The organism is Kribbella sp. NPDC051718, from assembly GCF_040681515.1.
GTDB lineage: Bacteria > Actinomycetota > Actinomycetes > Propionibacteriales > Kribbellaceae > Kribbella.
The window spans coordinates 108,332-125,839 of record NZ_JBFAYZ010000015.1 but is presented as its reverse complement, the minus strand read 5'-3'; the positions used below and the strand labels follow the sequence as shown (position 1 = coordinate 125,839).

The window sequence follows — 17,508 nt, the reverse complement described above, 5'->3', positions numbered from 1 at the left end:
CTGAATGGGCGCAGCGATCGTTTTCGCTTGGTACACGTGCTTCGCGGCAGGGATCACTCCCGCACAACGGGAGGAAAGCGGGGTCGGACCGGGGGAGGATCAGAGCGGCGTCCTCCCCCGGGCCGATGACTCGGGACCAGCAGAGTGCTGACTAGCCGATCAGCGACACGTCGTCGACGACGAAGCTGGTCTGCAGCGAGGAGTCCTCGTTCTCGAGGAACTTCACGGTGACCGTCTTGCCGGAGTAGGCGCCGACGTTGAAGGTCTTCTGCGTGTACGTCGTGTTCTTGTTCAGGTTCGAGTACGTGGCCAGCGTCGTGGTGGTCGAGCCGTCCACGATCTGTACCTGGAGCTTGTCGTACACCGTCGAGGTGGTGGTCTCAGCGGTGTCGATCCGCAGCCACAGCGACAGCTGCGCCGAGGAGTTGCCGGCCGGAATGGCGACCGACTGGCCGATGTTCTGCGTGGACGTGGTGCCCTTGTTGCCGAGAACGGCCTTCCAGGTACCGCCGTGAGCCGGCTTGGTGCCACCGTTGACGATGACACCGGCGGTACCGGTCCAGCTGGCGGTGCCGGACTCGAAGCCACCGTTCACGAGGCGCTCGGAGCCGGTCGGCGGGATGACCGCGCCACAGGTCTCGGCACCGGCCGGGACCGTGATGCCGTTGAACGCGGCCTGGATGCCGAGGCACTGCAACGAGTTGGCGCCGTACAGGGCCTTGGCGACGGAGATCGCGCCTTCACGGGCGTCCTTGTAGGTGCTGCCGGAGGTCAGCTTGGTGGTCAGGGTCTGGTACCAGACCTTGGCCGCCACCTCGCGGGTGACACCGGTGACGGTCCCGCCGTCGCAGGTGGTGCTGTTGTACGAGACGCCGTTGATCGTCTTGGCGCCGGAGCCCTCGGAGGCCAGGTAGAACCAGTGGTTCAGCGGGCCGGACGAGTAGTGCGGGTCGAGCCCACCGGTGCTGGTCGTCCAGCAGTCCTTGCTGGCACCGTCCTTCGACGGCTTGTCCATGTAACGCAGCGGCGTGCCGTTGCCGTTGATGTTGATCTTCTCGCCGATGAGGTAGTCACCGACGTCGGACGCGTTGTTGGCATAGAACTCGACCGAGGTGCCGAAGATGTCGGAGGTGGCCTCGTTCAGGCCGCCCGCGTCGCCCGAGTAGTTCAGGTTGGCGGTCGCCTCGGTGACACCGTGGCTCATCTCGTGGCCGGCCACGTCGATGGAGGTCAGCGGCCGGGTGTTGCCCGAACCGTCGCCGTAGGTCATCTGGGTGCCGTCCCAGAACGCGTTCACGTACGCGTTGCCGTAGTGGACGCGGGACCGCGAACCCTGGCCGTTGTTGAAGATGCCGTTGCGGCCGTAGACGTTCTTGTAGTAGTCCCAGGTCAGCTGCGTGCCGTAGTGGGCGTCGACGCCGGCGGTCTGCCGGTTCGCGGTGGTGCCGCTGCCCCAGGTGTCGTCGGGGTCGGTGAAGGTGGTGCCGTTGCCCGAGGTCGCACCGTTGAGGTCCGTGGTCCAGTTGCCACCACGGCCGGTGTCGGTCATCGAGTAGTTGCCCGAGCTGCCGGACGTGCCGATGGTGACGGTGCCGGAGTACATCGAGTTACCGGTACCGGTCTTCACCTCGTCGTCCTGGTCCAGCACCGCGCCGGTCTTGGCGTCGATGAAGGAGTGCAGGACCGACGGCGTCTGGTCGGCCTTGACCCCGCTGGTGACGACCTCGTAGGCCAGCACCGGCTTGGTCGGCGTGACGAAGACGACCAGCGTCCCCTTGTTGCTGGTGGCCTTGAAATCGACGGACTTCGACCCCTTGGCCAGGGCGGCGGCCTGCGACAGCGTCGGCTTGGTCGAGGCGACCCCGACGGCCTTCGCGCCACGGTTGTAGGTGACGTGGCTGATCGCGGAGCCGTCGCGCTTCACGATCAGGTCGCCGCCGACCACCTTGAGGCCGTTGAAGGTCCGGTCGTACCGGACGTACTCGGTGCCGTCGGCGTCCTTGACGACGTCGCGAACCTTGAGAACCTCACCGCCGGCCAGGCCGAGAGCGGTGGCGGTCTGCGCGGTCAGCGCGGACTCTGCCTGGACAGCGGCCGGCTGGTTGAAGCCGGATGCCGGAAGCGGGGCCGTACGGTTGGCGGCTCCTGCGGGCGACATCGCCAGCCCCGCGGCTGCGACGATGACCACCGCCCCTGCTGATGTCAGTCGTTTCAAGACAACATCTCCTCACGGTGTGGTCGCTGTTTGGGCGCAACGACCAATTTCATTTGGGCGGACCGGATGTTGACCCAGCAGTGCCACTGCCTACTTGTGACACTGTGTGTCAGCACATGCGAGTTCTGTTACATCCGACTGAGGGAGGACTCTGTCCTCCGCCGGAGCAGGAGTCAAGCGATTCTGCCGAAATGACAGGGAAAACCCGCACTTCTGCAAGGGTTCACCGAGTGGCGTTCAACTCACGCCGAAGGTCTTCCGGCAACACAACAGGCAGCCGACAGGTAAACCGCTGACACACGAACGCAGCCGCCTGCCCGCCCACCAGCCCCCGCCCCTCAAGCAACGGCACTACGGACCCGACCAGACCACTAGCCACAGCGGTCCCCCAAGGCGACTCCCTCACCGCCACCCGCAAGAGCCCGGCGAAGTCGCCCTCCTCGCCTTCCCTTCCATCGACGCCGCGGATGATGGCGATCTCCAGGGGGCCTGCGGCGATCGTTTCCGCCACCGCAAGTGCCCGGCCCGCGAAGCGGGGCGCCCTGCCCGCGATGGCTGCGGACAGTTGGAGTGCTTGCTGGGCGGCGGCTTCGTAGCGGGCCGATCCGGTCACCGAAGCCAGCGTGGTGAAGGCTTCGGCCGCGAGGGAGACTCCGGAAGGGCTGGCATTGTCGGTGGCGTCCTGCGGGCGCCAGACCAGCGTCTCCGCATCAGCGGCCGTGTCGTAGAAGATGCCATCGGCAACAAACTGCTCAAGCACCCGGTCCAGCAGGGTTTGCGCGAGCTCCAGCCACGATGGATTCCCCGTGACGCCCAGCAAGGTCAGACACGCCTGCGCATACGCCGCATAGTCCTCCAGCACCCCGTGCGCCGACCCCGCCACCCCATCACGCGACGTCCGCCGCAGGATTCCGGCCTGGTCCAGATGCACGTCCCGGACCAATTCAGCCGCGGCGAGAGCAGCCTCGACATACACCGGCCTCCCCAGTACGACGCCCGCCCGCGCAAGCCCAGTGATCGCCAGCCCGTTCCACGCCGCCACCACCTTGTCGTCGCGGCCGGGATACGTCCGCCCGCGCCGCGCGTCCCGTAGTACCGCCTGCACCTTCTGCCACCGACCCAGATCGTCCGGGTCCTGCCGGAGCTGCAGTACAGACGTTCCCTGCTCGAAGGTGCCCGTGACATCGCAGAGGTCGATCACCCAGTCGGCGTCCCCACCGAGCAACTCCCGCAGCTCGGCGGGCGACCATACGTAGTACCGGCCCTCCTCCCCCTCGGTGTCAGCGTCGAGCGCCGAAGCGAACCCACCCTCCGGCGTACGCAACTCAGCAAGCAGGAAGTGAGCCGTCTCGACAGCGATCCGCTCGGCCAGCGGCTCCTCCGTGATCGCCCACCATTGCGTGTAGACGTCCAGCAGCAGCGCGTTGTCGTAGAGCATCTTCTCGAAGTGCGGGACGACCCACTGCCCATCGACGCTGTACCGCGCGAACCCACCGGCCAGCTGGTCGTACATCCCACCTCGCGCCATCCGCTCACACGTCCGCGCGACCATCTCCAGCGCCTCCGTGGAACCGGTCCGCCGATGATTGCGCAACAAGAAGTCGAGCACCATCGACGGCGGAAACTTCGGCGCCCGCCCGAACCCCGCATCCACCGGATCGAAATCCACCTTCAGCAACGCGACCGCACGCTCCAGCGTGGCCTCGTCGAGCGCCCCCTCAGCCACCGCCCCACGCGCCCCAAGCTGCTCGACCACCGACCGCCCGACCTTGTCGATGTCCGCCCGCTTGGTCTGCCACGCATTGACCAACGACTCCAGCACCTGCCGGAAGGTCGCCATCCCATGCCGCGGCTCACTCGGAAAGTACGTCCCACAGAAGAACGGCTCGGCCCCCGGCGTCAGAAACACCGACATCGGCCACCCACCCTGCCCGGTCATCGCGACAGTCGCCTGCATGTAGATCGCATCCACATCCGGCCGCTCTTCCCGATCCACCTTCACACAAACGAAGTTCTCGTTCAGATAAGCAGCCGTCACCTCGTCCTCGAACGACTCATGCGCCATCACATGACACCAGTGACAAGCCGAATACCCCACCGACAAGAACACCGGCACGTCCCGCTCCCGAGCCTCCTCGAACACCCCCTCAGACCACTCCCGCCAGTGCACAGGGTTGTCAGCATGCTGCCACAGATAGGGCGAAGTGGACTTGGCGAGCTCGTTGGAGGCCATGCCCCCACACTAGGTGGATGCACACCCAGATCACCGCGGAGCAGTACGACTCCTGGTCCGCCGAGCAGTGCGCTGGCATCGAGGTCGTCGACGGGATGGTCGTTGTCGCCCCAAGCACTTCCATCCGGCACAACCGGCTGGCGCGGCTCCTGGCGAACGGGCTGGACCTGGCGGCCGGGCCGGACTGGAACGCGGACACGGACTTCGATGTCCGGCTCCAGGACGTCCCACTGACCAACAGGCGCCCAGACGTTGTCGTCTATCGGGCCGACACGATCGATATCGCACCCACCCGGCCGGAACATGTATTGCTTGTCGTCGAGGTGGTGTCGCCCGGCTCGGAGACCACCGACCGAATCGTCAAGATGGATCAGTACGCCAAGGCCGGCATCGCCTTCTACTGGCGGGTCGAGCAGGCTGCGACCGGTGTCCCGCTGGTGTACACGTACGTGCTCGATCCGGCTACCGGTTCGTACCGCGATGGCGACGTCTTCACTGACGTCGTCAAGGCGGCGGTGCCATTCGAGGTGGAAATCGACCTCGGCACCCTCTGACCTACCAGCGGTTCAGATGGTCTGGGCCAGGGCGATGGAGAGGCCTATGGCAACGGCCATGATGAAGAGTTCGCCGGCTATCAGTTGCCAGAAGCGGCTGCCGGTGGCGTCGATGTCGCCGATGGTGTGGCGGCGGTGGAACCAGCCGCCGATGATCAGGATGAGGAAGGCGACGGTTTTGGCCAGGAGGAGGGCGCCATAGGCGTCTGAGGTTAGGACGTCGAGGACTTTGTCGAAGCCGCCGCCCTTGGCTGCTAGGCGGCCGGCGGCGCTGATCAGGCCGCTGAGTAGGACGGCGATCGAGGACAGCAGGGCTACCTGGCTGAAGCGTTCCAGGACTAGTGGGAGGCCGGCGCGGCTGGCTCGGCCGTAGCGGACCAGGCCCGCGAGGCCGCCTACCCAAGTGGTTGCGGCGATCACGTGGATGACGAGGGCCGCGCCCGCGAGGACGACGTACGACTCGTTGCGGGGGAAGGCGGTCAGTGCGTTGGGGACCAGGGCGGCGATCGCGACCAGTACGCCGAGGCCTGCGCCCGATGCGGTCTCGGCGCGGCGGATGCCGACTGCGAGCGCGACGACGAGGATGCCGGTGATCAGCAGCGATTTCACCTCGGGGACGGCGAGCGCGTCGTCCAACCGCAGGCGCAGCAAGTTGATTGGGGTGGCCAGCAGGATCGCCGCGGTGAGGATCGCGCCGGCGAAGGAGCTGACGGCCCAGATGATCGCGGCGTTGCTGGCGTCCCGGATCGCCCGCCTGCCTTGCATTCCGAGCGGGCCACCGTCAGTACGAAGCAACACGACCGCGGCCAGCAGCGCGCCAGCGCAGCCGACGGTCGCCATCGTGGCGAGCAACCGGAAGAACGGCAGCAGCCACTCGACCAGGAGTCCTGGACCGCCGAGCCCGTCATCGGCGGTTTTCGGTTCGCTGCCGGCGGAGTACAGGGCGATCACCATCGTCACGGCCGCGACGCCGACCGCGAGCGTGCCTCCCGCGACCAGCCGGCCGCCAGGCACGCGATGCCGGGCGACGCGCGTGGCGCGGGTCGTCGTCACCGAGCGTTCCCGCCCTCGGCACCATGGATGGACACGCGCACACTATAGGTGAGCTATCTAACAGAGTCCCCGCATGACACCATCTCGTGACCAGCCAGGTCCAAACGGTTGCCCAGCCGTGACTTTCGGCGATCGCGGCGCCCCGCCGGCACCCCGCGAAGCAGCCAACCCGTTGCCAGAGGCATCTACCCGCGAAGCCCCTTACCCGGCGTTACCGATCGGCTGCGGCGCGCCTACTTATCCGGCGTCTCGGCCGCAGCATTCGTCGTCGTCGTCGCCGCCGGCCCGGCAGCGCCACCCGGGGCCACTGAGTTGCCCGTGGTCGGCGGGACGTCGGACGGTGCTCGGTCGCGCGCACCCGCGTCCGGGTCGAAGTCGATCCGCTTCAGCTGCTTGCCCATGTTGCGCCAGAGCAGGACGGTGGCGCCACCAAGTACCAGGACGATCAGCAGCGCGACCCAGCCGGGCTTGACCGAGTTCGGATCGATCTCGGTCATCGGCGGGCTGATGGTCAGAAGTCGGGTCATCGCTGTCACCTCTGTAGTCTCTCACCGGCTGTCCCCGCCCTCAGCGCAACCCCGCGAAGAGGTCGTCCTCGGGCAGTTCGGAGTCCACCAGACTGCGCGCCAGCTCGTAGTCCTCGGTCGGCCAGGCCTGCTGGTGCACCTCCAACGGTACGGTGAACCAGCCGCCGTCGGGGTCGATCTGGGTCGCGTGCGCGAGCAGGGCGCGGTCGCGGATCTCGAAGTACTCGGCGCACTCGACCCGGGTGGTGATCCGCTTCTCGTTCTCCGGGTCCGGCTTCCAGTCCTTCAGCCGGTCGGCGTACGGCGACTCGAGGCCGCGCGCGACCATCGCGTCGTGCAGCGCCTTCATCCGCTCGCGGTGAAAGGTGTGGTGGTAGTAGAGCTTCAGCGGCTGGTACGGCGTACCGAGCTCTGGGTACGCGTCCGGGTCGCCGGCCGCCTCGAACGCCGCGACCGTGATCTGGTGGCACATCACGTGGTCGGGGTGCGGGTAGCCACCGTTCTCGTCGTACGTCGTGACGACCTGCGGCCGGAACTCGCGGATCAGCTTCACCAGCGGGGCCGCGGCGTCCTCGACCTTGAGCGACGCGAAGCAGCCCTCCGGCAGCGGCGGCAGCGGGTCGCCCTCGGGGAAGCCCGAGTCGACCCAGCCCAGCCACTCCTGCCTGATGCCGAGGATCTCGCGGGCCGCGTCCATCTCCTGGCGGCGGATCTCGGTGATGTTCGCCAGGACCTCCGGCCGATCCATCTTGGGGTTGAGGATCGAGCCGCGTTCCCCGCCGGTACAGGTCGCGACCATCACGTCGACGCCCTCGGCGACGTACTTGGCGGTCGATGCGGCGCCCTTGCTGGACTCGTCATCAGGGTGTGCGTGGACATGCAGTAGGCGAAGATCTTCAGTCACAAGACACAATGGTCCTCCAAGCCCGAGGAGAACCAGTGACCGACCCACGACCTGCCGGTACGAGCGCCGGTACCACCGCCGGTACGACCGCCAGTTCGAGCGCGGATGCCGCCGTCGGTACGAGCGCCGTTCTGGATGCCAGGTACGGCCGGACAGGTCGCAGCCGCCGGCGTCTGGTGATCGGCGGCGTGGCCGTGGTCGCCGTGATCGGGCTGGTGTGGTTGCTGTGGGCCGCGTTCATCGCGTCGAACCCGCCGGTGTCGTCGCGGATGATCGGTTTCAAGATCGAGTCGGCGACCACGGCGACCGCGACGTTCCAGGTCGACCGGAGCAAATCGGTCGAGGCGCAGTGCCGGTTGCAGGCCAAAGCGGCCGACTTCTCCATCGTCGGCGAGCTGACCGTGACGGTCGCGCCGGACTCCGCCCGGCAGCAGACGATCGACGCCACCCTGACGACGCAGCGGGCCGCGACCGCCGTCGTACTGGTCGGTTGCACGACCGCTGACGCACATCGGCCGAATTAATTCGTATACCCGTTTCCCAGGCGAGGTAAACGGTTGCCTCGGTAGCTACGGTAAGCGCTTGCCAAGTGTTTGGGAAAGCGAAGAACTGTGGGGTTCTGAGCGCTGTCTTGCTACGCTCAGTGGATTGGTCGCCGTCGACGACGGCGGCCTCAGCCTTTTCTCACCCCATCCCATCGACAAAGGAGCAGCCATGACGCAGAAGATCGACGAGGACAGCGTTGTCTGGCTGACCCAGGATGGTTACGACCAGCTGAAGGCCGAACTGGAGGAGCTGAAGGGTCCGGGCCGGACCGAGATCACCCAGCGGATCAGCGACGCCCGCGACGAAGGCGACCTGAAGGAGAACGGCGGGTACCACGCCGCCAAGGACGAGCAGGGCAAGATGGAGGCTCGGATCCGGCAGCTCGAGGACATGCTGCGCCGCGCCCGGGTCGGCGAGACCCCGAAGGCCGGCGGCAAGGTCGAGCCCGGGATGAAGGTCTCGATCAAGTTCGCCGGTGACGACGACGTCGAGACGTTCCTGCTCGGCTCCCGCGAACTGCTCGCCCTGGACTCCTCGGTGGACATCGACGTCTACTCGCCGCAGTCCCCCCTCGGCTCAGCCATCCTGGGCAAGAAAAAGGGCGAAAAGGCCACCTACGAAGCCCCCAACGGCAAGCCGGTCACGGTAGAAATCGTCGCGGCCGTCCCCTTCAAGGGCTGACCCACATGTAGTGGGCTTGAACACCCAGCGGCGACCTTGAACAGGTTATTTCTTGTTCAAGGTCGCCGCTTCATGTTCGAGGTCGCCAGTTCTGGCGGGTCAGTGGCCGGTTGCGCGGCGGTACTTGTTGACTGCGAGTGGGGCGAAGACGGCGATGATGGCGGTGCACCAGATCAGGGAGAGCCAGACCGGGTGCTGGGCCGGGAAGCCGTCGGGGCTGGCGAAGGGGCTGGGGTTGCCGAAGAGGTGACGGCAGGCGGCGACGATCGAGGAGATCGGGTTCCATTCGGCGACCGGTTGCAGGCCGCTGGGGAGGTTGGGGGTGGGGACGAAGGCGTTCGACAAGAACGTCAGGGGGAAGAGCCAGATCAGGCCGGCTGACGCAGCGACCTCGGGACCGCCGACCGACAGGCCGATCAAGGCGCCCACCCAGAGCATGGCGAAGGCGAACAGCAGCAGGATCGCGAACGCCGCCAGGGCGTTGCCGATGCCGTTGTGCCAGCGCCAGCCGACGATGAAGCCGCAGATCACCATGATCAGCATGACGAACGCGTTGAAGACGACGTCGCCGATCACCCGCCCGGCGATCACCCCCGAGCGCGCCATCGGCAGCGACCGGAACCGGTCGATCAGCCCCTTCGACATGTCGTCGGCCAGCCCGACGCTCGCCGACGCGACCGCGAACGCCATCGTCTGGGCGAAGATCCCGGACATCAGGAACTCGCGATACGCCCGCGCGCCCGGGAAGCCGGGGATCGGGATCGCGTTGCCGAAGACGTACGCGAACAGCAGCACGAACATGATCGGCTGGATCGTCGCGTAGATCAGCATGTCCGGCGTCCGCGGGATCCGCTTCAGGCTGCGCCAGGCGAGGATGCCCGCGTCCGTCACCGCCCGGCCGATCGGGCTCACCTTCACCGGCGTACCGGTCGTGCTCATGCCTTCACCTTCTTCGGATCGGTACTACCGACCGCCTCGTCCGTTGGCCGGCCGTCCTCTTCGGTCGCGTGCCCGGTCAGGCTGAGGAACACGTCATCCAGCGTCGGCCGGCGCAATCCGATGTCGGCGATCCGGATCCCGGCGCCGTCGAGCGTGCGGATCACCCCGACCAGTGCCTCCGAACCACCCGGCGCCGGCATCGTCAGCCGCTTGCTGTGCTTGTCGAGCGTGGTCGACTCCGGATCGGTGATCTCCAGCGCCGCGGTCAGCAGCTCGAGCGCCCGGTAGGTCTCGTCCGGCTCGTGCACGACGACCTCGATCCGCTCGCCGCCCACCTTCGCCTTCAGCTCGTCGGCGGTCCCGCGGGCGATCACCGAGCCTTGGTCGACGACCGCGATGCTGTCGGCCAGTTCGTCGGCCTCTTCCAGGTACTGCGTGGTCAGCAGGATCGTCACTCCTTCGCTGACCCGGTCGCGGATGATCTGCCACAAGTCGAGCCGGCTGCGCGGATCGAGCCCGGTCGTGGGCTCATCCAGGAACAGCACCTTCGGATGCGCGATCAGCGAACCGGCCAGGTCCAGCCGGCGGCGCATCCCGCCGGAGTACGTCTTCAGGATCCGGTCGGCCGCCTCGGTCAGGTCGAAGATGTCGAGCAGCTCCTCGGCCCGTTGCTTGGCCTGCTGGCTGCTCAGCCGGTACAGCCGGCCGAACATCCACAGGTTCTCCCGGCCGGTGAGCAGCTCGTCGACCGCGGCGTACTGACCCGAGAGCCCGACCAGGCCGCGGACGGTGTCGGCCTCCTTGACCACGTCATGACCGAGCACCCGCGCGCTGCCCGCGTCCGGCCGCATCAGGGTGGTCAGCACGCGAACCGTCGTGGTCTTGCCCGCGCCGTTCGGGCCGAGCAGCCCGAGCACGCTGCCTTCGGGGACCTCGAGGTCGATGCCGTCGAGCGCTTTGACCGTGTTCTTGCGGGACTTGAACGTCTTCACGAGGCCTGTCGCCTCGATTGCAGCCATCGCAGCCGCTCCTTCCCAAATGTGATGCAGGTCATCCTGTCGGAGCTCGCCGACAAAATTCGAGGGGTTTAGCGCCTGACATAACCTTGAGTCGAGCAGGCTCAACTTTGTTGACATTGAGTCGACAAGGCTCAAGTCTGCGTTCTACCGTCGCCAGATGAGCTCGAGTCCAGGCATCCTCAGCCACCCCGACTTCCGCCGCCTCTGGATCGCGGACCTGCTGAGCCAGCTCGGCAGCCGCCTCGGCATGATGGCCGCTCCCCTGCTGGCCGTCCTCACCCTGGACGCCTCCACGCTGCAGGTGTCGCTCCTGCGCACCAGCGAGACGGCCGCCTGGCTACTACTCGGGCTGTTCGCCGGTGCCTGGGTCGACCGCGTCCGCTGCCTGCCAGTGCTCGTTGCTGCGGATCTGGGGCGGGCAGTGCTGCTCGGGTCGATTCCGGTCGCCGCCTGGTTCGGAGTACTGACTCTCACTCAGCTGTACGTCGTACTGGCGCTGGCCGGGCTGTTGACCGTGCTGTTCGACGTGGCGCACAGCTCTTATCCCCCGCGGTTGCTCGCGCCGGAGCAACTGCTGCCGGGCAATGCGAAGCTGGCCGCCAACCATTCGGTCGCTGCCGTGGTGGGAGCGGGTGCGGGCGGGTTCCTCGTCCAGTGGCTGAGTGCGGCCGTCACGCTCGGGCTCGATGCGCTCAGCTTCGTCTGGTCGGCGATCTGGCTCCGCTCGATCCGTACGCCGGAATCGCGGCCGGTGCCGCCCGAGCGGCCGAACCTGCGGCGGGAGATCGGCGAGGGGCTGCGGTACGTGTTCACGCATCCCCTGCTGCGGCCGATCGCGCTGAACCAGACCACGACGATGCTGTTCCAGGCGGCCAGCGGCGCGGTGATGATCGTGTTCCTGGTCCGGGAGATCCATCTGTCGCCCAGCCTGATCGGCCTACTCAGCATGACCGGCCTACTGGGCGCACTGGCCGCCTCCTGGTTCACCGAACGCCTCAGCACCCGAATCGGCGACGCCCGGGCGCTAGTACTCGGCTCAGTAGCAATAGGAGTCGCCTTCACCCTGCAGGCGCTGACCACCCCCGGCTGGGGGCTGGCCTGGTACGTCCTAGGCACTCTCCTGGCCGCCATCGGCATCATCGTCAGCTACATCCTGGCGATCAGCGCCCGCCAACGCCTCTGCCCACCCGACCTCCAAGGCCGGGTAAGCGCCACCATGTCCTTCGTCAGCTGGGGCGCCGCCCCCATAGGCAGCCTGCTCGGAGGCCTGACAGCCACAGCCATCGGCCTCCGCCCCACCCTCCTCCTAGCCGGCATAGCCACGTTGCTCGGCTCAAGCTGGCTGCTTCCGCTACGCAACCTCCGCTCGTTCCCAGCGCCCGTCCACGCCGACAGCTAGCTCCCCCACCGCGTTGTCCCGCCCGGAGGGCGGGGCCACGCGGGTTAGTCGGAGGTGATTTGGGCGGAGCCGACTAGGACCTCTACGTCTAGGGCGGCTCTGCCTCGGCCTATTTCTACGTCTTTGGATTGGCCGGAGACTGCGCCGGTCCAGGAGACCCGGCCCAGCTGGGCTTCGGTGTGGACGCGGACGTCGGAGCCTCGGCGGAGGGTGACGTTGGCGGAGCCGGACTCGACGCGGACGCGGGAGCGGCCCTTGGTGATCTGGGCGTCGAGGGTGGCGGTGCCGGCCTGGACGAGGAGGTCGATCGGGCCGTCGACGTCGGTGACCTTCGCAGTACCGGCGGTGACGCGGACCCTGGACAGGCCGGGGAGGCGTTCGGCGGTGACGCTGCCGCCGGTCACCTCGATCTCCACCTGGAGCATCGGGTTGACCCGGATGGACAGCTCCTTGGCGAAGCCGTTCACGTGCGACTTGAGGTCCGTCGGGTTGCGCAACATGCTCAGCCCGTCGATCGAGACACCCATGTCGCCTTCGCTGTTGATCGCCAGCGTGTCCCCGTCGCGCTTGATCACGTGCGGCCCGTCAACGGCAACCCCGGTCACCGCAGGCTCCCCGATCAACCGCACTCGCCGCCCGATCGCCCGGATAGTCACCCGCCGCACGCCCGAAGGCACCACAAGATCACTGTGCAAAGCCTCTTCCTCAACCACCGGCTCAGCAGTAGGCGCATGCACCGGCTCAGCTGCGGGCGCGGGCTCGGGCTCGGGCGCCTCCGGTACTGCGGCGGCGTCGTCCACCACACTCTCCTCGCCCTCGGAGGCAGTGGCCGGCTCGGCCGCGTGCTTCGGGGCGCCATTGGGGGTGGGAGTGTCGACAACCTCGGCCCACACAGACGGCGAAGGCGAGTCATCCGCAGCCGCCTCATGGGCGGAGGCCGGTGAATCGGCGGGCGCTGAGTCGGCAGGCGCTGTCGAGGTGGGGGCTGTCGAGGTGGGGGCTGCTGGGTCGGTGGGGAGGGCAGCGATCAGGGTCGCGGCTTCTTCGGTGGTGAGGTGGCCGGCGGCGACTCGGTCGAGGATGGTTCGGACCCGTCGGTCGTAGTCGCTCTGATTGCTCTGATCGCTCATGTACCCCAGTCCAGCACCCGGAAGGTCCGAAACCAATCGGGGATCGCCCCCAACTCCCCCGCCCGGGCCCTGAGCGGGGTGCCGATCGAGGTCAGGAGGCCGGGCGGAAGCTGTCCGTGATGGTGCGCAACATGGTCTGACTGGCCGCCCACTGACCGTCTGGGGTGGACCAATAGATCCCGTACGCCTGGTGCGGGCTGGTGACGACCCCGCGGTTCAGTACGTGCTGCCGCCCGTCTCGAACCGCATAGGTGAACTCCCAGTCAGCAGCCTTCTCGAAGTAGTCGACCGCCTCGAGCCGGATCCGCCGGTACTCCGGATAGCCGTCGCGCCGTGCCTCCTCCTGCTGACGCCAGTCGGCCACCGGATCGGCCTTCGGCCGGTCGGTCTGGTCGATGAGGAGAAAGCGCGATCCCCCGGGCTCGCGGAAGTACACGCGTCCGCCCTCGCGTCGCACAGTCCAGTTGCGCGGTACCGCCACCGAGAAGCCCGTCGAATCCTTGTGCCGCTCATAGCCGGCCGGTACCGCCGCCCCGGCGCTCGGCTGAGTCGTCGGCTGGGTGGTCGGCTGAGTCGTCGGCTGGGCGGTACGGCTGGGCGGAACCGAAGATGCCGAGGGCGCACTGCTCTGCGGTTTGCTGCTCTTCGTGGAGGCTGTCGGCGTACTACGTGGCACCGACGTGCTGCCAACCACCGTCGGCGACGCGCCCGGCTTCTGGCTCTGCCCAGGGTCGTCGTCCGGCCCGAACACGGCCCACGCTCCAAGCCCGGCCGCTATCACCACACAAACCGCCAACGCCATCAGCGCCTTGGTTCCCCGCCGGCCCGACGACTCCGTGCGGACAGCCGGGGCGGCCGGGGGCGTGGCAGCCAGGGCAGCAGCCGGTGCGGCAGTGGACGCGGCAGCCGGTGGGGCAGGGGTCGCGCCAGCCGGCTCAGCAGCTGGGGTGGCAGGCGGCGGGGCCGGGGGCACGGCGGGCGGCGAGGTAGACGCCGGCGCGACTGGTGAGCTGGGCGTGGAAGCTCCGGCGGACGCCGGTGACTCCGAGACAGCTGGCACAGAAAGCACACGAGTCGCCTGCCCGTGGTCAGACGCCGCCGCCGACTGCCGAGGAGCAGCGACCGCAGGATCAGCGGCTGCAGGAGCATCGGCCGCACGGGCATCGGCTGCTGGAGCAGCGGAGGTAGTACCTGCGGGTGGCGGAGCAGCGGCCATAGGACCTGCGGCTAGAGAAGCAACCGGTGTAGGAGCAACCGGGGTGGGAGCAACCGGGGTGGGAGCAACCGGGGTGGGAGCAGCCGGGGTGGGGGGTGGTTTGGGGGTGAGGGTGGGGGGCTTGGGGAGTGGCGTGGCGGCTTGTAGGAGCAGGCGGCGGGCCGTGGGGGCGTCTATCCGCTCGGCTGGGTCCTTGCGTAGTAGGCCTTCCAGAGCCGGCCAGAGCGGTCCGGCCAACTTCGGCGGGTCCGGGGGCTCGGTCACTGCGGCGGTCAGGGTGGTCAGTGGAGTGTCGCGGTCATGGGGTGGGCGACCCTCGACTGCCGTGTAGAGGGTGGCGCCTAGCGACCACAGGTCCGACTCAGGGCCAGCACCTCGTGCCTGCACCCGCTCGGGCGCGATGTACGCCGGAGAGCCCACCAACGTCCCCGACTGGGTGAGGGCCGTTTCACCCTCCAGGGTCGCGATGCCGAAGTCGGTCAGGACGACTCGGCCGTCGTCAGCGAGCAGCACGTTGCTCGGCTTCACATCGCGATGCAGTACTCCGGCCGGATGCGCCGCCTCCAGTGCACCGAGCACCTGCAGCCCGATCTTCGCCACCTGCCGGAACGGTAACGGTCCGTCCTGCCGGACAGCGTCAGCCAACGTCCGGGACTTGACGAACTCCATCACGATCCACGGCCGCCCCTCCTCCTCCACCACGTCGTAGACGGCGACGACGTTCGGGTCACTGAGTCTGGCGGCCGAGCGGGCCTCCCGGAGGGTCCGGCGACGGAGGATGGCGCGTTGCTCATCGGCGAGTCCGGGCGGCAGCACAATCTCCTTGACCGCCACCTCGCGGCCGAGAACCTCGTCCCGGGCATGCCAGACCACACCCATACCGCCTCGACCCAAGATGCCGAGCAGCCGGTACCGCCCAGCCAGCAGACGACCTTCCGGCTCTTCAGTGCGCATCCGCTACCGGTGCCCAGCCCGACCGAGCACAACCAACAGGCATCGAGCACAGCAGTGCGGGCCCCGGCGGAGTAGCCCGGAACCCGCGCTGCGGTACTGCCCATATGTGGTTCAGGCGGCCGGAGTCATCTCCTCGTCCGCCAGTTCTTTCTGTACTGCGTCCAGCTCGGCCAACTCAGCAGCCTCAGCCGCCCGCCGGGCCCCCAGCCCGCGCAGACCGAGGAACCCGATCAGCGTGCCGAGGATCGTGATCCCCGTGACGACGACCAGCGCCGGCTTGTACGCCGAGAGCATCCCGCTCGGCACCGTGACGCCGTGCGACTGGCTGCCGATCACCGCGGTGGTGATGGCCAGCACGATCGCCCCGCCGACCTGCGCCGACGTGTTGAACAGACCCGACGCGAGCCCCTGCTCGTTGTCGCCGACCCCGTTGGTCGCCTGCATGTTCAGCGCCGGGAAGGTGATCGCGAAGCCCAGGCCGATCAGCACGATCGTCGGCAGCACGGTGGCCACGTAGTCCGACGACGGCCCGATCCGCAGGAACAGCGCGTACCCGACGACGAAGAGCAGCATGCCCGCCGCGACCATCCGCTCGGTACCGATCCGGTCGGCCACCTTGCCGGCGTTCGGTGAGAGGAAGGCGACGATCAGGCCGGCCGGCAGGAAGCCCAGGGCCGTCTCCAGCGACGACCAGCCGAGCAGGTTCTGCAGGTACAGCGTGCCGATGAACTGGAAGGAGACGTACGCCCCGAACACCGTCATGATCGCGAGGTTCGCGTTCCGCAGGTTGGCCTGCTTGAAGATGCCGAGCCGGACCAGCGGGTGCTTGGTCTTCAGCTCGATCAACACGAATGACGCCAGCAGAACAGCGGAGAGCACGAACAGCCCGATGGTGCGGAAGGAAACCCAGCCCGCCCCTTCGGCGCCGACGACGGCGAAGACCAGCGACAACATGCCCGCAGTGACGGTGACGGCACCAGGTACGTCGTACCCGCCGGCGCTCTCGTCCCGCGGGCTGTTCGGGATCAGCTTGAGCGCGAACAGCAGCACGATCAGCGCGACCGGGCCAGGCATCAGGAAGGTCCAGCGCCAGCCGACCTCGGTCAGCAGGCCACCGAGGATCAGGCCCATCGAGAAGCCGCTGGCGGCGCAGGTGGTGAAGACACTGAGGGCGCGGTTGCGATCCGGGCCCTCGTGGAAGGTGGTGGTGATGATCGAGAGCGCGGCCGGCGCGGTGAACGCGGCGGCGATGCCCTTCACGAACCGCGCGGCGATGAGCAGTTCGGGGTTGGTGGCCAGTGAGCTCAGCATCGAGACCACGGCGAAGACGGCGAGCGCGACCAGGAAGACCCGGCGACGGCCGAGCAGGTCGGCGGTACGGCCACCGAGCAGCAGGAACCCGCCGTACCCGAGCACGTAGCCGGTGACGACCCACTGCAGGGAGGAGAGCGAGACGCCGAGGTCGGCGCCGATGGAGGGCAGCGACATACCGACCATGGACACGTCCAGGCCGTCGAGGAAGATCACGCCGCAGACCACGAGGAGTGCGCCCCAGAGGCGCGCGTCCCAGGTCAGGCGATCCGGAGTGGTGGTGTGCGTTGTTGTTTGTGTCACGAGAAGAGAGCATTGCATGCACTTGCATCTAATGTCTACTCATTAATTGCGCTTGCATTGAATGCAGTTGCATGATAACGTCGCCTCCATGACCGAGACGAAGGTCAGCGCTGAGACTGGTGAAGTCAGCGCCGATGTCCGCATTTGGCGCGAGCTGCTAGCTCGACACGCCGATATCGGCTGTGCGCTCGATCGCGAACTGCAGCAGCACGGGCTGGGCATGAGCGAGTACGAGGTGCTCGAGCGGCTGGCCGAGCTCCCAGAGCAGTCCGCGAAGGTCCAGACGATCGCCAAGTCGGTCCACCTGAGCCAGAGCGCGTTGTCCCGCGTGATCGGCCGGCTGGAGACCGCCGGCCTGGTCGAGCGGTTGATGTGCCACGAGGACCGCCGCGCGGTCAACGTGAAGCTCACGGACGAAGGCCTGCTCCGGCAGACCGAGGCAGCACCCACGCACCGCCGAGTGCTGGCCGAGCGCCTGCACTCCCCGCTGCTCAAGTCGTGCGACCCGCTCTAACTACTCCCGC

The 17,508-nt window shown here is 67.7% G+C and carries 15 protein-coding genes; 5 read left to right on the top strand and 10 right to left on the bottom strand.

All coding sequences use genetic code 11. The features are described from left to right. Nucleotides 1–151 precede the first annotated feature (151 nt). Complete coding sequence (locus AB0M15_RS38420; protein WP_363830860.1) at nucleotides 152–2,215, bottom strand: M4 family metallopeptidase; 2,064 nt, start codon at nucleotides 2,213–2,215, stop codon at nucleotides 152–154. A 223-nt stretch (nucleotides 2,216–2,438) separates the two neighbouring features. After that, nucleotides 2,439–4,448 carry a thioredoxin domain-containing protein gene (locus AB0M15_RS38415; protein ID WP_363830858.1) on the bottom strand — a complete coding sequence of 670 codons (2,010 nt, stop codon included), beginning with the start codon at nucleotides 4,446–4,448 and terminating at the stop codon, nucleotides 2,439–2,441. A gap of 17 nt (nucleotides 4,449–4,465) precedes the next feature. Between AB0M15_RS38415 and AB0M15_RS38410 the strand changes: the two genes are divergently transcribed. After that, complete coding sequence (locus AB0M15_RS38410) at nucleotides 4,466–5,002, top strand: Uma2 family endonuclease (protein ID WP_363830855.1); 537 nt, start codon at nucleotides 4,466–4,468, stop codon at nucleotides 5,000–5,002. Between the two features lie 12 nt (nucleotides 5,003–5,014). Here the strand turns inward: AB0M15_RS38410 and AB0M15_RS38405 are convergent, their stop codons facing one another. The 3 genes from AB0M15_RS38405 to mca form a co-directional block, all read right to left on the bottom strand. Then, nucleotides 5,015–6,055 carry a CopD family protein gene (locus tag AB0M15_RS38405; protein WP_363830852.1) on the bottom strand — a complete coding sequence of 347 codons (1,041 nt, stop codon included), beginning with the start codon at nucleotides 6,053–6,055 and terminating at the stop codon, nucleotides 5,015–5,017. A 233-nt stretch (nucleotides 6,056–6,288) separates the two neighbouring features. After that, the gene (locus tag AB0M15_RS38400; protein WP_363830849.1) at nucleotides 6,289–6,582 is read right to left on the bottom strand and encodes a hypothetical protein; all 294 of its coding nucleotides are present in this window, start codon (nucleotides 6,580–6,582) and stop codon (nucleotides 6,289–6,291) included. A 40-nt stretch (nucleotides 6,583–6,622) separates the two neighbouring features. Beyond that, nucleotides 6,623–7,486 carry a mycothiol conjugate amidase Mca gene (gene mca / locus AB0M15_RS38395; protein WP_363830845.1) on the bottom strand — a complete coding sequence of 288 codons (864 nt, stop codon included), beginning with the start codon at nucleotides 7,484–7,486 and terminating at the stop codon, nucleotides 6,623–6,625. A 35-nt stretch (nucleotides 7,487–7,521) separates the two neighbouring features. Between mca and AB0M15_RS38390 the strand changes: the two genes are divergently transcribed. Beyond that, nucleotides 7,522–8,010 (top strand): DUF4307 domain-containing protein, encoded by a 489-nt coding sequence (locus tag AB0M15_RS38390; protein ID WP_363830842.1) that lies wholly within the window; start codon nucleotides 7,522–7,524, stop codon nucleotides 8,008–8,010. Between the two features lie 190 nt (nucleotides 8,011–8,200). Next, complete coding sequence (gene greA, locus AB0M15_RS38385; protein ID WP_343982280.1) at nucleotides 8,201–8,713, top strand: transcription elongation factor GreA; 513 nt, start codon at nucleotides 8,201–8,203, stop codon at nucleotides 8,711–8,713. Nucleotides 8,714–8,812: 99 nt separating this feature from the next. On the opposite strand, the gene AB0M15_RS38380 is transcribed toward greA, so the two are convergent. Both AB0M15_RS38380 and AB0M15_RS38375 read right to left on the bottom strand, forming a co-directional pair. Continuing rightward, a complete protein-coding gene (locus tag AB0M15_RS38380; RefSeq protein ID WP_363830838.1) occupies nucleotides 8,813–9,652 on the bottom strand; it encodes an ABC transporter permease in 840 nt (279 codons plus the stop codon). Beyond that, the gene (locus AB0M15_RS38375) at nucleotides 9,649–10,671 is read right to left on the bottom strand and encodes an ATP-binding cassette domain-containing protein (RefSeq protein ID WP_363830834.1); all 1,023 of its coding nucleotides are present in this window, start codon (nucleotides 10,669–10,671) and stop codon (nucleotides 9,649–9,651) included. Before AB0M15_RS38375 ends, AB0M15_RS38380 begins: the two co-directional genes overlap by 4 nt. A gap of 157 nt (nucleotides 10,672–10,828) precedes the next feature. Here AB0M15_RS38375 and AB0M15_RS38370 point away from each other — a divergent pair, with 157 nt between their 5' ends. Then, nucleotides 10,829–12,070, top strand: coding sequence for an MFS transporter (locus AB0M15_RS38370; protein WP_363830830.1), 1,242 nt, complete (start codon nucleotides 10,829–10,831; stop codon nucleotides 12,068–12,070). A gap of 44 nt (nucleotides 12,071–12,114) precedes the next feature. On the opposite strand, the gene AB0M15_RS38365 is transcribed toward AB0M15_RS38370, so the two are convergent. The 3 genes from AB0M15_RS38365 to AB0M15_RS38355 form a co-directional block, all read right to left on the bottom strand. Further along, nucleotides 12,115–13,200, bottom strand: a complete 1,086-nt coding sequence (locus AB0M15_RS38365; RefSeq protein WP_363830827.1) for a hypothetical protein — start codon at nucleotides 13,198–13,200, stop codon at nucleotides 12,115–12,117. 91 nt (nucleotides 13,201–13,291) lie between these two features. Continuing rightward, entirely contained in the window at nucleotides 13,292–15,370 is a 2,079-nt protein-coding gene (locus AB0M15_RS38360; RefSeq protein ID WP_363830822.1) for a serine/threonine-protein kinase, read from the bottom strand. Nucleotides 15,371–15,481: 111 nt separating this feature from the next. Continuing rightward, nucleotides 15,482–16,984: an MFS transporter gene (locus tag AB0M15_RS38355; RefSeq protein ID WP_363830819.1), complete on the bottom strand. Its 1,503-nt coding sequence runs from the start codon at nucleotides 16,982–16,984 to the stop codon at nucleotides 15,482–15,484. A gap of 88 nt (nucleotides 16,985–17,072) precedes the next feature. Between AB0M15_RS38355 and AB0M15_RS38350 the strand changes: the two genes are divergently transcribed. After that, nucleotides 17,073–17,498 (top strand): MarR family transcriptional regulator, encoded by a 426-nt coding sequence (locus AB0M15_RS38350; protein ID WP_363830816.1) that lies wholly within the window; start codon nucleotides 17,073–17,075, stop codon nucleotides 17,496–17,498. Nucleotides 17,499–17,508: the final 10 nt, after the last annotated feature.